The following is a 15,719-nucleotide window of genomic DNA, read 5'->3' as shown; positions in this document are numbered from 1 at the left end:
CGGCCGGGCGGCCCGCCGCGCCGGTTCACCTATCCGAGTGCGCGCCGGCCCCTCCGCGGGCCCGGAGCGGTGCGTCCGGGGAGCGGGGTGGACGGCCGGGGGTCCTGTTCCGGCACCTCGAAGGGGTACGGACTCCGTCACCCTGCCGGACCCTCCGAGTCGTATCCTGGTGGAGTTTTCCGACTACTGAAAGCAGCCGGCCATGCGTGTGTACGTCCCCCTGACCCTCCCCGGGCTCGCCGAGGTGCACAAGGCGGGTGAGCTGGGCCCCGCCCCGCTGCGGGCGTACGCCGTCACCCCCGGGCTCCGCGAGTGGTACGTGTCGGACGACATCGAGGAGCTGGAGTACGCGGCCCTGAACCGGGCGGCGGCCGCCTCCCTGCGGCTGCTCGCGGCGGACGCCGACGCGCCGCGCCGCCGGGTCGTCGTAGCCCTCGACGTCGACGACAAGGCCGCCACCGCCACCCCCGGCGTCGACGAGGCCACGCTCGGCCAGGTGAGCCTGGCCGCCGCCGTACGCCTCACGGTGGCCGCCGCCGTGCACGTGGACGCCGATGACGCCGACGAGGACGTGGCCGCCGCCGCGCAGGCCCTCGCCGCCGCGGACGGCGGGGACGCGGACGCGCAGTTCATCGTCGACGGAGCCGAGGACCACGAGCTGCTGTGGTTCGGCGTGCAGGAGATTCCGGGGTTGCTGAAGTGACCGAGAAGCACATCGTCTGGGACTGGAACGGCACCCTCCTCCACGACATCGACGCCGTCATACTCGCGACCAACGCCTCCTTCGCCGAGCTCGGCTTCGCGCCGATCACTCTGGAGACCTACCGCGACCTGTACGTCGTACCGGTGCCGAAGTTCTACGAGCGCCTCATGGGACGGCTGCCCACCGACGAGGAGTGGGTGGTCATGGACGAGGCCTTCCACCGGCACTACTGGGCGGCCGCCGAGGACGCCGGGCTCGCCGAGGGCGCCCGGGAGCTGCTCCAGGAGTGGCAGCGGGACGGGCTCACCCAGTCCCTGCTGTCCCTCGCGCCCCACGAGAAGCTCGTACCGCTGGTCCGGACCCACGGCATCGACCACCACTTCCTGCGCGTCGACGGGCGGGTCGGCCCCTCCCACACCTCCAAGGCGGGACACCTCGTACGCCACTTGGCCGCCCTGGACGGGACGGGTGTGACGGTGGGCCGTACGGTCCTCATCGGAGACGCCGTGGACGACGCACTGGCCGCCGCTCACGTGGGTGCCCGGGCGGTCCTCTACACCGGCGGTTCGCACAGCCGCAGCAGTCTGGAATCGGCCGGTGTGCCGGTCGTGGACACCCTGGCCGAGGCGGTATGGACAGCTCGCGAGCTGGCCGAATTGTGACTGGACAGCCCGCTGCACGGACAGTCCGGTCACGTCGCTGGCCAAACCGTCAAAGTTTCACCCCAAGATTTATACAGATGCAGCGAATGACGACCTGGGGGTAGGTCGGGATAGCCTGGTACCCGTGATCAGCGCGATAGTCCTCGGGGGCACTGGAGCCTCCGGCCTGCGCCCGGCGCACGACCGTGCCCGGGCCTTCGCTGATCCCCGCCACCGGGACCTCCAGCCGATCTTGGCTCATTCCCTCCCGGTCGGCTCTCTCGACGGCATAGCGTCGATCCCGGACGGACACCCCGCCTCGCGGAGCTATGCCATTCCTTCCTTCACCTACGTCACGCAATGGCGCGCGACAGGAGCCAGAGGACATGCAGACCAAGCTGGACGAAGCAAAGGCCGAGCTGCTCGCACGGGCGGCCCGGGTAGCTGAGCACAGCCCGGCCGGGGGGCTACTTCCGACTGGGTCCGAGCAGGGAGAGCGTCCAGACCAGGACGCGGTGCTCTCCTACCTCCAGCGCTACTACCTGCACACGGCACCCGAGGACCTCATGGACCGGGACCCGGTCGACGTGTTCGGAGCCGCGCTCGCCCACTACCGGCTCGCCGAGAACCGGCCGCAGGGCACCGCGAACGTGCGCGTGCACACCCCCACGGTCGAGGAGAACGGCTGGACCTCCAGCCACTCCGTCGTCGAGGTGGTCACCGACGACATGCCCTTCCTCGTGGACTCCGTGACGAACGAGCTGTCCCGCCAGGGCCGCGGCATCCACGTCGTGATCCACCCGCAGGTCGTCGTCCGCCGTGACGTCACCGGCAAGCTGATCGAGATCCTCGGGCCCGACTGCGACGCGCACGGCCCCCGCACCTCGCGCCCCCACGACTCCCTCGTCGAGTCCTGGATCCACGTCGAGATCGACCGTGAGACCGACCGCGCCGACCTCAAGCAGATCAACGTCGACCTGCTGCGCGTCCTGTCCGACGTACGCGAGTCCGTCGAGGACTGGGAGAAGATGCGCGACGCCGCGCTGCGCATCGCCGAAGGCCTGCCCGAGGAGCCCACCGCCCCGGACCTGCGCGAGTACGAGCTCGAAGAGGCCCGCGAGCTGCTGCGCTGGCTCGCCGACGACCACTTCACCTTCCTCGGCTACCGCGAGTACAACCTCGTCGACGGCGACTCCCTGAGCGCCGTCCCCGGCACCGGCCTCGGCATCCTGCGCTCCGACCCGCACCACAGCGGCAAGGACGACGGCCACCCCGTCTCGCCGTCCTTCAACCGGCTGCCGGCCGACGCCCGCGCCAAGGCCCGCGAGCACCGCCTGCTCGTGCTGACCAAGGCCAACAGCCGCTCCACCGTGCACCGGCCCTCGTACCTCGACTACGTCGGCGTCAAGAAGTTCGACGCCGACGGCAACGTCGTCGGCGAGCGCCGCTTCCTCGGCCTGTTCTCCTCCGCCGCGTACACCGAGTCCGTGCGCCGCGTCCCGGTCGTCCGCCGCAAGGTCGCCGAGGTCCTGGACCGTGCGGGCTTCTCGCCGGCCAGCCACGACGGCCGCGACCTGACGCAGATCCTGGAGACCTACCCGCGCGACGAGCTGTTCCAGACCCCGGTCGACCAGCTGCAGTCCATCGTCACCTCCGTCCTGTACCTGCAGGAGCGCCGCCGGCTGCGGCTGTACCTGCGCCAGGACGAGTACGGCCGCTACTACTCGGCCCTCGTCTACCTGCCGCGCGACCGGTTCACCACCGGCGTCCGACTGCGCCTGATGGACATCCTGAAGGAGGAGCTCGGCGGCATCAGCGTCGACTTCACCGCCTGGAACACCGAGTCGATCCTCTCCCGCATCCACTTCGTCATCCGCGTCCCGCAGGGCACCGAGCTGCCCGCCCTGACCGACGGCGACGTCGAGCGCATCGAGAGCCGCCTCGTCGAGGCCGCCCGCTCCTGGGCCGACGGCTTCCAGGAAGCGCTGATCGCCGAGTGCGGCGAGGAGCGCGCCGCGGAACTGCTGCGCCGCTACGGCACCTCCTTCGCCGAGGGCTACAAGGCCGACCACTCGCCGCGCGCCGCCGTCGCCGACCTGATCCACCTGGAGCGGCTCGCCGCCAGCGACCGGAAGTTCGCGCTCTCGCTGTACGAGCCGGTGGGCGCCGCCCCCGGCGAGCGCCGGTTCAAGATCTTCCGCACCGGCGAGCAGGTCTCGCTGTCCGCGGTCCTGCCGGTGCTGCAGCGCCTCGGCGTCGAGGTCACCGACGAGCGCCCGTACGAGCTCCGCCGCTCCGACCGGGTCAGTGCGTGGATCTACGACTTCGGGCTGCGGATGCCCCTGCCCACCGGGAACGGCGATGCCGCGGCGGCCGGCTACCTCGGCGACGACGCCCGCGAGCGCTTCCAGGACGCCTTCGCGGCCGTCTGGCAGGGTGACGCGGAGAACGACAACTTCAACACCCTCGTGCTGAGCGCCGGGCTCACCTGGCGCCAGGCCGTCGTCCTGCGCGCGTACGCCAAGTACCTGCGCCAGGCCGGTTCCACCTTCAGCCAGGACTACATGGAGGACACCCTCCGCAACAACGTCCACACCACCCGGCTGCTGGTCTCGCTCTTCGAGGCCCGGATGTCGCCCGTCCGCCAGGCCGCCGGCAGCGAGCTCGTCGACGCCATGCTGGAGGAGCTGGACGGCGCCCTGGACCAGGTCGCCTCGCTCGACGAGGACCGCATCCTGCGGGCCTTCCTCACCCTCATCAAGGCGACGCTGCGGACCAACTTCTTCCAGACCGGCAGCACGGGCGAGCAGCACTCCTACGTGTCGATGAAGTTCGACCCGCAGGCCATCCCCGACCTCCCCGCGCCCCGCCCGGCCTTCGAGATCTGGGTGTACTCCCCGCGCGTCGAGGGCGTCCACCTGCGCTTCGGCAAGGTCGCCCGAGGCGGCCTGCGCTGGTCCGACCGCCGCGAGGACTTCCGTACGGAGATCCTCGGCCTGGTCAAGGCGCAGATGGTCAAGAACACCGTCATCGTGCCGGTCGGCGCCAAGGGCGGCTTCGTCGCCAAGAACCTCCCCGACCCGTCGGTGGACCGCGACGCCTGGCTCGCCGAGGGCATCGCCTCGTACAAGATCTTCATCTCGGCGCTGCTCGACATCACCGACAACATGGTCGCCGGCGAGGTCGTGCCCCCGAAGGGCGTGGTCCGCCACGACGAGGACGACACCTACCTCGTCGTCGCCGCCGACAAGGGCACCGCGACCTTCTCCGACATCGCCAACGGCGTGGCGGAGTCCTACGGCTTCTGGCTCGGCGACGCCTTCGCCTCGGGCGGCTCGGCCGGCTACGACCACAAGGGCATGGGCATCACCGCCCGCGGCGCGTGGGAGTCCGTCAAGCGGCACTTCCGCGAGCTCGGCCACGACACCCAGACCCAGGACTTCACCGTCGTCGGCGTCGGCGACATGTCCGGTGACGTCTTCGGCAACGGCATGCTGCTCTCCGAGCACATCCGCCTGGTCGCCGCGTTCGACCACCGGCACATCTTCCTCGACCCGACCCCGGACGCGGCCACCTCGTACGCCGAGCGCCGGCGCCTGTTCGAGCTGCCGCGCTCCTCGTGGGCCGACTACGACAGCTCGCTGCTCTCCACGGGCGGCGGCATCCACCCGCGCAGCGCGAAGTCCATCCCGGTCAACGCTCACGTCCGCGAGGCCCTGGGCATCGAGGCGGGCGTCACCAAGATGACCCCGGCCGACCTGATGCAGGCCATCCTCCAGTCCCCCGTGGACCTGCTGTGGAACGGCGGCATCGGTACCTACGTCAAGGCGACGGCCGAGACGCACGCCGACGTCGGCGACAAGGCCAACGACTCCATCCGCGTCAACGGCTCCCACGTACGGGCCAAGGTCATCGGCGAGGGCGGCAACCTGGGCCTGACCCAGCTGGGCCGCATCGAGTTCGCCCGGACCGGCGCCGGCGGCGAAGGCGGCAAGGTCAACACCGACGCGATCGACAACAGCGCGGGCGTGGACACCTCCGACCACGAGGTGAACATCAAGATCCTGCTCAACGCGGTCGTCGCGGACGGCGACATGACCGTCAAGCAGCGCAACAAGCTGCTCGCCCAGATGACCGACGAGGTGGGTCACCTCGTCCTGCGCAACAACTACGCGCAGAACACGGCGCTCGCCAACGGCGCGGCCCAGGCCCCGAGCCTGCTCCACGCCCAGCAGCGCTACATGCGCCGCCTGGAGAACGCCGGACTGCTGGACCGCGCGCTGGAGTTCCTGCCCACCGACCGGCAGATCCGCGAGCTGCTGAGCAGCGGCAAGGGGCTGACCCAGCCGGAGCTGGCCGTGCTGTTCGCCTACACCAAGATCACGGTGGCGGACGAGCTCATCGCCACCGGGCTGCCGGACGACCCGTACCTGCGCCGCCTGCTCTTCGCGTACTTCCCGGCCGCCCTGGGCGAGAAGTTCAGCGAGCAGATCGACGCGCACGCGCTGCGCCGCGAGATCATCACCACCATCCTGGTCAACGACACCGTCAACACCGGCGGTTCGACCTTCCTGCACCGCCTGCGCGAGGAGACCGGGGCCTCCACGGAGGAGATCGTCCGGGCGCAGCTCGCGGCCCGCGAGATCTTCGGCCTGGCCGATGTGTGGGACGCGGTGGAGGCGCTCGACAACAAGGTCGCCGCCGACGTCCAGACCCGGGTGCGGCTGCACTCGCGGCGCCTGGTCGAGCGCGGTACCCGCTGGCTGCTGAACAACCGGCCGCAGCCGCTCCAGATCTCCGAGACCATCGCCTTCTTCGCGGAGCGGGTCGGTCAGGTCTGGGCGGAGCTGCCGAAGCTGGTGCGCGGCGCCGACCTCGAGTGGTACCAGTCGATCCTCGACGAGCTGACGGGCGAGGGCGTCCCGGAGGAACTGGCCGCCAAGGTGGCCGGGTTCTCCTCCGCCTTCCCGACGCTCGACATCGTCGCGATCGCCGACCGCACGGGTGTCGGCTGCCTGGAGGTCGCCGAGGTCTACTACGACCTCGCCGACCGCCTGGACATCACCCAGCTGATGGACCGGATCATCGAGCTGCCGCGGGCCGACCGCTGGCAGTCCATGGCCCGTGCGTCGATCCGCGAGGACCTGTTCGCGGCGCACGCGGCGCTGACCGCCGACGTGCTGTCGGTGGGCAACGGCAGTTCGACTCCCGAGGAGCGCTTCAAGGCGTGGGAGGAGAAGAACGCGGCGATCATCGGGCGCGCACGGACGACGCTGGACGAGATCCGGGGGTCGGACGATTTCGACCTGGCGAACCTGTCGGTGGCGATGCGGACGATGCGGTCGCTGCTGCGCGCGCACAGCTGATCGGTTGGTCTCACCGAACGGGCCGGGCCCAGGACCTCGTGGTCCTGGGCCCGGCCCGTTCGTGGTGGGTGCCTCGGGTGCGGGCCGGCTGCCGGGGCTCGCCCCGGAGCCTGCGCTCAGACGCCGGCGGGGCTGGACCCGAGTGCCGTTCGGTCATCGCCGGGAAGGTCGGCGTCCACGCCGAGCACCTCGCCCGCGGCGCGGCGGGCGGGCTCTGGGACCCGACCTCGCGGACGGGTCCTAGCGGCGGGTGAAGGCCTCGTAGGCGTCGCAGACCTCCGCGGAGGGGCCGTCCATGCGGAGCGTGCCGGACTCCAGCCAGATGGCGCGGTCGCAGGTCTCGCGGACCGTGTTGATGCCGTGGCTGACGAGGAAGACCGTGCCGGCCCGTTCGCGGAGCTGCTCGATGCGGGCCTGGCTGCGCCGTTGGAAGGCGGCGTCGCCGGTGGCCAGGGCCTCGTCGATCATGAGTACGTCGTGGTCCTTGGCGGCGGCGATGGAGAACCGCAGGCGGGCGCCCATGCCGGAGGAGTACGTCCGCATGGGCAGGGAGATGAAGTCGCCCTTCTCGTTGATGCCGGAGAAGTCGACGATGCCCTGGTAGCGCTCGTCGATCTGCTGCTTCGACATGCCCATCGCGAGGCCGCCGAGCACGACGTTGCGCTCGCCCGTCAGGTCGTTCATCAGGGCGGCGTTCACGCCCAGCAGGGACGGCTGGCCGTGCGAGAAGATCCGGCCGCGGGCCACCGGCTGGAGGCCGGCGATGGCGGCCAGCAGGGTGGACTTGCCCGAACCGTTGGAGCCGATGAGGCCGATGGCCTCGCCCTCGTACGCGGTGAAGGTGACGCCCTTGACGGCGTGCACCTCGCGGACGCCGGGGGCCGGCTTGCGGGAGAAGAGCCGGCTGAGGGCCGCTGTGGCGCCGCCCTTGCGGCTTCCGCCGCCGTGGACCTTGTAGATGACGTGGACCCCGTCGGCGATCACGGTGGGGGTCCGGACCTGGGTGTCGGTCTGGGTCTCAGCCACGGCCGTATTCCTCCTCTGCCTTCCAGAAGTAGACGAAGCCGCCGACGCCGGCGAGCAGGGCCCAGCCGATGGCGATCGGCCACACGTGGTGCGGGAGCGAATGTGCTTCGAAGCTGTCGATCAGCGCGAAGCGCATCAGGTCGATGTAGACGGCCGCGGGGTTGAGCTTGAGCATCGTCAGCACCCAGTGCGGCAGGTCGCCCGTCTTGTGGATCTGCTCGATGGACCACATGACGCCCGAGGAGTACATCCAGGTGCGCAGGACGAAGGGCATCAGCTGGCTGACGTCCGGACTCTTGCTGCCGATGCGCGCCATGATCATGGCGCAGCCGGCGGCGAAGACGGCCATCAGCAGGAGCGTCGGGACGGCCAGGAGCCAGGCCGGGCCGGGCGTCTGGCCGAAGGCGAGCAGCAGGATGACGAGGGCGCCCATGGTGACGAGCAGCTGCTGGAAGAGCTGGACGACGGTGGAGATGGGCAGGCTCGCGCGGGGGAAGTGCAGGGCGCGGACCAGGCCGAGGTTGCTGTGGACGGCTCGGGTGCCGGCGTTGATGGAGCTGCCGATGAATTCCCAGACGAAGACGCCGGTGATCAGGAAGGGGAGGTAGTCCGGCACTCCGCTGCTGGCCTGCATCGCGAGGCCGAAGACGAAGTAGTAGACGGCCGCGTTGAGCAGCGGGGTCACCAGGTGCCAGACCTGGCCGAGCTTGGCCGTGCTGTAGGTGGCCTGCATGCGGGCCGTGGCGTACGCGGCCACGAAGTGGCGGCGGTCCCAGAGCTCCGCGACGTAGCGGGGGAGCGAGGGACGGGCGCCGCTGAGGGTGAGGCCGTGGGCGGCGGCCAGGTCGGCGAGTTCCGCGGAGGTCGCGGTACCGGTCTTGGATGCGGTCGCGGTGGTCACAGGGTTCGCTTTCGACGGGGTCGGGGCGTCGGCTGGCGATGGGACGGGTCCGTATCGTCGCTACGGCGAGGTTAGGGCGCGCGACGTCGGAACGCAACCGTATCGTCGTAACGAGAGGCGGCTATGCTCTGTGCATGACCAAGGACCCCGCCGCAGCCCCCGCCCGAAGAGCCCCCGCCGGTGCCGCCGTCCCGCGTGAGGACGTGACCGAGGCGATCCGCAGCGCGGTACTGGAGGAACTGGCCGCGGTCGGGTTCTCGCGGATGTCCATCGAGGGCATCGCGAGGCGGGCGGGCGTCGGCAAGACCGCGGTGTACCGGCGGTGGAAGTCGAAGCTGCACCTGGTGCTGGACCTGGTGGGGGCCTTCGCGGCGGACGGCCTGCCGGTGCCGGCGACGGGGTCGCTGTACGGGGACGTACGGGCGCTGCTGGAGGTCATGTCCCACGTGCTGAGGCACCCGGTGGCGTCGGCGGTGATCCCCGACCTGCTGGTGGAGGCGGCGCGGAACCCGGAGATCGCGGACGCGGTGCGGGGGGCGTTGCTGGAAGGGCAGCGGCGGCTCGCCGCGGGGATCGTGGGCGAGGCGGTCGCGCGGGGCGAGTTGGCGGAGGGGGTTGATCCGGATCGGGTGCTCGATCTGGCGATCGGGCCGCTGTACTGGCGGCAGGTGGTCGTGCGGGACTCCGTCCCGGGCGGGTACCTGGACGAGCTCGCGCGGTCGGTGGTGGCGGGGCTGCGCGCCGCCTGATCCCTGCGGGCCGCCTGCGGGTGCTCCGCCCGGGCCCCGCGCCTCGAGCGCCGGCGGGGCTCGAAGATCGGGGCTCCGCCCCGGACCCCGCGCCTCAAACGCCGGCGGGGCTGAAAGATCGCCTCAAGCGCCGGCGGGGCTGAAGGGTCGCCTCAAGCGCCGGCGGGCTGAAGGGGCCGTGGTGGCGTGGGGGGCTACGGCCAGAGGTGGTGGGCCAAGGCGGGTTCCTGGGTCGGGGCCGGGGTGGTGGTGGTCGGGGCCGCAGGGGTGGGGTGGCGTTCCTCCAGGGGGGTGATCGCGGGGATCGGGGCCGTCTGGCCCAGGAAGACCCGCCTGACCACCCGCTCCGCCGCGTGGCCGTCGTCGTACGAGCAGAACCGCGCGCGGAACGCCGCCCGCAGTTGCGCGGAGCGCGAGCCCTGCCAGTGGCCCGTGGTGAAGATGTCCACCAGCTCGTCCTGGGTCCGGGCGATCGCGCCCGGCGGACACGACCGCAGGTCGAAGTAGGTGCCCCGGGCCGCCTCGTACGCCTCCCAGTCGTCCGCGTGGATCACGATCGGCCGGTCCAGCGCCGCGTAGTCGAACATCAGGGACGAGTAGTCCGTGACGAGCGCGTCCGAGGCGAGGCAGAGTTCCTCCACCGAGGGGTGGGACGAGACGTCCAGCAGCCGCGGGTGCGGCTCCCAGGCGCGGTCGGTGTCCGCGTACGTGAGGTGCGTGCGGGCGAGGATCGTGAAGCGCGGGCCCAGGTCGCGCAGGATCCGCTCGAAGTCCAGGTGTTCCGGCCGGCTGCGCCGGTAGTCGCGGTGGGTGGGCGCGTACAGGATCGCCGTCGAGCCCGCCGGGATGCCGAGCCGTTCGCGCAGTTCCAGCACGTCCGCGCGGCTCGCCCGGTGGAAGACGTCGTTGCGCGGGTAGCCGTATTCGAGGGTCGTGTAGGAGGAGGGGACCGCCTTCTCCCAGACCAGGGTGGAGTGCCGGTTCGCGGAGAGCAGGTAGTCCCACTGGTCGGCGCCGCGCAGCAGGCCCGCGAAGTCCGTCGTCGGCGTGGCCGCCGGGCGGTCCTGGAGGTCGAGGCCGACGCGCTTGAGCGGGGTGCCGTGCTGGGTCTGGACCAGGATCTGGCCGGGGCGCTTGACCAGGGCGCGGTCGAAGTTGACGTTCGTGACCAGGTACGCGGCCCGCGCCAGCGCCGTCCAGTACGCCGCCGAGCCCGGGCGCAGCGCCGTCGTCTCCCGGGGCAGGGTCGAGGCGTGCGCCGGGTCGCAGATCCACGCCGTCCGCATCCGCGGCGCCAGTTCCCGCAGTTTGGCCTCGATCGCCGCCGGGTTGCAGGCGTAGCCGCCGTGCCAGTACGCGGAGAAGACGGCCAGCTCCGGGCGCAGGGGGAGGAGGCGCTGGGTCCGGTAGTGCAGGCGCAGGGCCGTTTCGCGCAGGCCCCGCCACAGGGCCGAGGCCGCGCGGCCCAGTGCCAGCCCGGCCGATCGCAGCGCCGACAGCAGCCGGTAGGTGCGCCGGGTGCCCAGCCGCATCAGGGTGTGCCGGACCCGGTCGGTCCGCGACAGGGACACCGGCAGCGCGGACCTGGTGCCCGGGGCCCGGTAGCGGCGCAGCAGGGCGGAGGCCCGGCTGAAGAACTCGGCCCGGCCGGTGCGCGGGAGGCGGCGGGGGTCGGCGTACAGGGCGCAGAAGTGCTCGGCCATCCGGCGGTGCACGGTGGGGCGCCAGCGCTCCAGCTCGGGGCGGCCGGCGAGGTAGCCGAAGACCCGGTCGTACTGGTCGAAGATGTCGAGGTGGCGGCGGCTGGTGGTGGTCAGGATCGAGCCGGTGCGCCGCTGGCGGTAGTGGACGCAGACCCGGTCCAGGACGGCGACGGACTCCGCGGCCAGCAGCGCCGGGTAGGTCCACGGGGTGTCCTCGTAGAGGCCGGGCGGGAATTCGAGGCCCTCGCGCTCCACGTACTCGCGGCGGTACGCCTTGTTCCACACGACCATCAGCATGGCCAGCAGCGCCGGGCGGTCGGCGAGCCGGAAGCTGGCCGGGCCCTCCTCGGACAGCCGGTGCGCGAGGCGGTTGCGCACCAGCTCGCCCGACCAGAAGGTGCGCGCGTAGTCGTAGACGAGGACGTCGGGGGAGCCGGTGGCCTTCAGCCGGTCGGTGATGGCCTGCAGGGCGCCGGGGGCGAGGGTGTCGTCGCCGTCGAGGAAGATCAGGTAGTCGCCGGTGGCCCGGGCCAGGCCCGCGTTGCGGGCCGGGCCCAGGCCCAGGTTGTGCGCCAGGTGCACGGCGGTGACCCGGGGGTCGCGGGCCCCGTACTCGTCGATGATCGAACCGCAGGCGTCGGGCGAGGCGTCGTCGACCGCGATCAGTTCCAGATCCGGGTACGACTGCGTCAGGACCGAGTCCAGACTCTCCTGGAGGTAGGCCTGGATCTTGTACGCGGGCACGATGACGCTGAACCGGGGCACGGCACATCCAGGGGTCGGCGCGGGCATGTTTCCCCCAGCTACCGCTGGGAGGTGCCCCCAGGAACCCCCGGTGTGGCGATCGGGTTACGCAGCGTGTGGCAATCGGGTTACGCAGCGTCAACACCGCACGTCAATCACTTGATCGCGCCGGCCATCACCCCTGTGACGAACTGCCGCTGGAACGCGAAGAAGACGACGAGCGGGACCACCATCGACAGGAACGCGCCCGGCGCCAGCACGTCGATGTTGTTCCCGAACTGCCGCACCTGCTGCTGGAGCGCGACCGTCACCGGCGGGTTCGCCGAGTCCGCGAAGACAAGTGCCACGAGCATGTCGTTCCACACCCACAGGAACTGGAAGATGCCGAGCGAGGCGATCGCCGGCCCGCCGAGCGGCAGCACCACCCGTGCGAACAGCCGCAGTTCACCCGCCCCGTCGAGGCGGGCCGCCTCCAGCAGCTCGCGCGGGATCTCCGCGAAGAAGTTCCGCAGCAGGAACACGGCGAAGGGCAGTCCGAAGGCGGTGTGGAAGAGGACCACTCCCGCCGTGGTCTCGAACAGTCCGATGGAGCCGAAGAGTTCGGAGACCGGGATCAGCGCCACCTGCACGGGCACCACGAGCAGCCCGACGACGACCAGGAAGAGCCAGTCCCGGCCGGGGAACTCCAGCCAGGCGAAGGCGTATCCGGCGAACGCGCCCAGCAGCAGGACGAGCAGGGTGGCCGGGACGGCGATCGCGACCGTGTTCAGGAGGGACCCGGTGATGGTGTCGTTGGCCAGCAGCCGTTCGTAGTTGCCGGCGGTCAGCCGCGCGGGCGCCGTCAGCACCTGCCACCAGCCGCCCTTGTTGAGGTCGGTGGGGGAGACGAAGGAGGAGATGAGCAGCCCGAGGGTGGGCAGCAGCCAGAAGAGCGCGGCCAGGACCAGGAACACCCGGAGCGCCCCGCCCGCGGCCCGCGCGGCCAGGGCGCCCGCGGTGCGCCCGGTCCGTGCGGACCCGGCCGCCGCGGGTACGGCCGCCGCCTGCCCGGCGGACGTGCGCGGTCCTGCTGCCCGGGTGCTTGCTGCCCGGTTGCCGGCCGCCGGGTCCGGCGTCGCGCCGGAAGGGCTCATCGGGATCCCTCCTTACGGAGCCTGCGTATGTTCACGAGCATCACCGGGATCACCAGCACCAGCAGCAGCACGGCGATGGCACTGCCCAGGCCCGGATCGGCGTCGGTCCCGAAGGATGTCCGGTACAGCTGCAGGGCGAGCACGTTCGCGTCGTCCTGGACCGCGCCCGGCGCGATCACGAAGACCAGGTCGAAGATCTTCATGACGTTGATGACGAGGGTGACGAGCACGACCGCCAGGACGGGCGCCAGCAGCGGGACGGTGATCCGGCGGAACACCTGCCACTCGTTCGCCCCGTCCACCCGCGCCGCCTCCAGCAGCTCGCGCGGTACTGCGGCCAGCCCGGCCCCGATCAGCACCATCGCGAAACCGGCCCACATCCATACGTACGCCCCGATGACCGCCGGGGTGACCAGGGCCGGCCCGAGCCACTGCACCCCGGCGTACGCCTCCCGGAAGTTGGCGGCGGGCAGCCGCAGCTGCGCCCCGTCGGCCTTCGCGGACAGGGTGAAGGTGCCGTCGGCGCGGGCCGTGGCCGTGTCGACCACCCGGCCGTCCTTGACCGCCTCGATCCGCATCCCGGCGAACGCCGGCTCGGTCGGGTCGACCGCGTTCGTACGGCCGCCGCCGCCGCGGGTGAAGTCCTGCCAGGCCGTCCCGGTGACCTTCCCCGGCTCGGCACCGGCCGCCCTGGCCGTCCGCGTGCCCTCCGGCAGGGACTCCGCGGCCACGCCGACCAGCGGCAGCAGCACCGGGGTGCCCGCGCGGACGGGGTCACGGGTGACGAAGGCGCCCCCGCCGGCGTCCGCGAGCGGCGAGTCCCGGCCCGGGCGGGCCTTGGGGAAGGCCGAGGACTCCGCGAAGGTGTCGTGGACCCCGACCCAGACCGCGTTGGCGACGCCCCGGTCGGGATCGTGGTCGTAGACGAGCCGGAAGATGATGCCCGCCGCCAGCATCGAGATCGCCATCGGCATGAACACCAGCAGCTTGAACGCGGTGCCCCAGCGCACCCGCTCGGTGAGCACCGCGAAGATCAGACCGAGGGCGGTGGCCGTGGTCGGGGCGAGCACCACCCACAGCGCCGTGTTCTTCAGCGCGGTGCGGATGGTGTCGTCGCTCAGGATCTCCCGGTAGTTGTCGCCGCCGACGAAGACGCCGCCCGACCGGTCGAAGAAGCTGCGGTAGACCGAGTAGCCGATCGGGTGCACGACGAGCGCGCCGAGCAGCACGAGCGCCGGAAGGAGGAACGCCGCCGCGACCAGCCGGCGGCGCCTGGCCTCCGCGGAGAGCCCGCGGGAGGCCTTGACCGAGGCCTTCACGGGATCAGTTCCCGTAGGCCTTGGCCGCGTCCGCCTCCAGTTTCGCCTGCGCGCCCGCCACGTCCGACGGGTTCGCCAGGAAGTCCTGGAGCGCCTTCCACTCGCCCGCGCCCGGGGTCCCGCCGAAGGCCGCCGGGGCCTGGTCCGACATGTCGAAGCGGAAGTCGTCGCCCGCCGCGATCAGCGCCTTGGCGATGTTCCGCTGGATGTCGTTCGGATAGGCGGCCGGGTCCACCGCCTTGTTCGGGGAGACGAAACCGCCCTCACGGGCCTGGATCTCCGCCGCGTCCGGCGAGGCCAGGAAGGTCAGCAGCGCCTGCGCGCCCTTCGACGGCTTCAGCGCGACCGCCACGTCACCGCCCGAGACCACCGGCGCCTTCCCCCCGACCGCCGGGAAGGGGAAGACGAGGGCGTCCTCGCCCACCTTCGCCTCGGTCTGCGCGATGTTCACCGCCACGAAGTCGCCCTCGAAGACCATCGCCGCCGCCGGCCGGTCGCCGCCGGTGAACGTCTGCGTCACCGACTTCGGGAACTCCGTCGCGAGTGCCCCGCTCGGCCCGCCCGCCAGGAAGTCCTTGCGCCCGAACAGTTCGCCGAGCGTGGTCAGCGCCTGCTTGACGCTGTCGTCCGTCCACTTGATCTGGTGCTTGGCCAGCTGGTCGTACTTCTCCGGACCCGCCTGGGAGAGGTAGACGTTCTCGAACCAGTCGGTGAGGGTCCAGCCGTCCGCGCCCGCCACCGAGACGGCCGGCGTACCGGAGGCGGACAGCGTGTCCGCCGCCGTGATCAGCTCCTTCCAGGTCGCCGGGGGCTTGACCCCCGCCGCCTCGAAGGCCTTCGCGTTGTACCAGATCAGCGACTTGTTGGCGGCCTTGTAGTACACGCCGTACTGGGTGCCGCCGACCGCGCCGAGCGCCTTCCAGCCCGCCGAGTAGTTCTTGTCCAGCTGCGCCTGGGCCTCCGGGCCCACCGGCTGCGCCCACTTGTTCTGCACGGCCGAGACCAGCGCCCCGACCTGCGGGAGCAGCGCGACGTCCGGCGGGGCGCCGCCCGCGATCTTCGAACCGAGGAAGGTGACGATCGGGTCCTGGGCCGGGACGAAGGTCACGGTGGCCCCCGTCCGCTTCTCGAACTCCTTCAGGACCTTGGTGAAGTTCGCCTGCTCGGGGCCCGTCCAGACGGCGGCGACCTCCAGCTTCTCCCCGTCGAGCTTCGGTAACTCCACCTGCGGCCCGGTCGGTCCCGCGGCCTTCGGCGGGTCCGCCTTCTCGTCCGCGCCACCGCCGCACGCGCTGAGCGCGAGCGCGCCCGCCGCGGCGAGCGCCGTCCAGGTGAGTGCCGTACGGCTCGTTCCGTGCCTGCGCATGGTTCTGCCCCCGATGCCCGTGGTGTGTCCCGGACCACAAGGTCTACGCCGACCCGCGCGCCCCCGCA

10 protein-coding genes are annotated in these 15,719 nt (G+C 71.6%); 4 read left to right on the top strand and 6 right to left on the bottom strand.

The annotated features are described in order from the left end of the window. The first annotated feature begins 202 nt into the window (after window positions 1-202). From PV721_RS06940 to PV721_RS06930, 3 genes are all read left to right on the top strand, one after another. Complete coding sequence (locus PV721_RS06940; RefSeq protein WP_319721937.1) at window positions 203-703, top strand: DUF6912 family protein; 501 nt, start codon at window positions 203-205, stop codon at window positions 701-703. Then, on the top strand, window positions 700-1,365 hold the full coding sequence (locus PV721_RS06935) for an HAD family hydrolase (protein WP_319721936.1): 666 nt from the start codon (window positions 700-702) through the stop codon (window positions 1,363-1,365). The genes PV721_RS06940 and PV721_RS06935 overlap by 4 nt, the downstream gene beginning before the upstream one ends. 365 nt (window positions 1,366-1,730) lie before the next feature. Continuing rightward, complete coding sequence (locus tag PV721_RS06930; protein ID WP_319721935.1) at window positions 1,731-6,710, top strand: NAD-glutamate dehydrogenase; 4,980 nt, start codon at window positions 1,731-1,733, stop codon at window positions 6,708-6,710. A gap of 240 nt (window positions 6,711-6,950) precedes the next feature. On the opposite strand, the gene PV721_RS06925 is transcribed toward PV721_RS06930, so the two are convergent. Together PV721_RS06925 and PV721_RS06920 are read right to left on the bottom strand one after the other, a co-directional pair. Then, window positions 6,951-7,736: an ABC transporter ATP-binding protein gene (locus tag PV721_RS06925; protein WP_319721934.1), complete on the bottom strand. Its 786-nt coding sequence runs from the start codon at window positions 7,734-7,736 to the stop codon at window positions 6,951-6,953. Further along, a complete protein-coding gene (locus PV721_RS06920) occupies window positions 7,729-8,637 on the bottom strand; it encodes an ABC transporter permease (RefSeq protein WP_319721933.1) in 909 nt (302 codons plus the stop codon). Before PV721_RS06920 ends, PV721_RS06925 begins: the two co-directional genes overlap by 8 nt. 134 nt (window positions 8,638-8,771) lie before the next feature. Between PV721_RS06920 and PV721_RS06915 the strand changes: the two genes are divergently transcribed. Further along, window positions 8,772-9,386, top strand: coding sequence for a TetR/AcrR family transcriptional regulator (locus PV721_RS06915; RefSeq protein ID WP_319721932.1), 615 nt, complete (start codon window positions 8,772-8,774; stop codon window positions 9,384-9,386). Window positions 9,387-9,580: 194 nt separating this feature from the next. Here the strand turns inward: PV721_RS06915 and PV721_RS06910 are convergent, their stop codons facing one another. From PV721_RS06910 to PV721_RS06895, 4 genes are all read right to left on the bottom strand, one after another. After that, window positions 9,581-11,854, bottom strand: coding sequence for a bifunctional glycosyltransferase family 2 protein/CDP-glycerol:glycerophosphate glycerophosphotransferase (locus PV721_RS06910; protein ID WP_319721931.1), 2,274 nt, complete (start codon window positions 11,852-11,854; stop codon window positions 9,581-9,583). Window positions 11,855-11,988: 134 nt separating this feature from the next. Next, window positions 11,989-12,966: a carbohydrate ABC transporter permease gene (locus tag PV721_RS06905; RefSeq protein ID WP_319721930.1), complete on the bottom strand. Its 978-nt coding sequence runs from the start codon at window positions 12,964-12,966 to the stop codon at window positions 11,989-11,991. After that, window positions 12,963-14,285 (bottom strand): sugar ABC transporter permease, encoded by a 1,323-nt coding sequence (locus PV721_RS06900; RefSeq protein ID WP_319721929.1) that lies wholly within the window; start codon window positions 14,283-14,285, stop codon window positions 12,963-12,965. Before PV721_RS06900 ends, PV721_RS06905 begins: the two co-directional genes overlap by 4 nt. 4 nt (window positions 14,286-14,289) lie before the next feature. Next, a complete protein-coding gene (locus PV721_RS06895) occupies window positions 14,290-15,651 on the bottom strand; it encodes an ABC transporter substrate-binding protein (protein ID WP_319721928.1) in 1,362 nt (453 codons plus the stop codon). Between the last annotated feature and the right edge of the window lie 68 nt (window positions 15,652-15,719).

This window comes from Streptomyces sp. MB09-01, assembly GCF_033794505.1.
GTDB lineage: Bacteria > Actinomycetota > Actinomycetes > Streptomycetales > Streptomycetaceae > Streptomyces.
The sequence above is the reverse complement of the archived record's forward strand: the minus strand, read 5'-3'. Positions and strand labels throughout refer to the sequence as shown.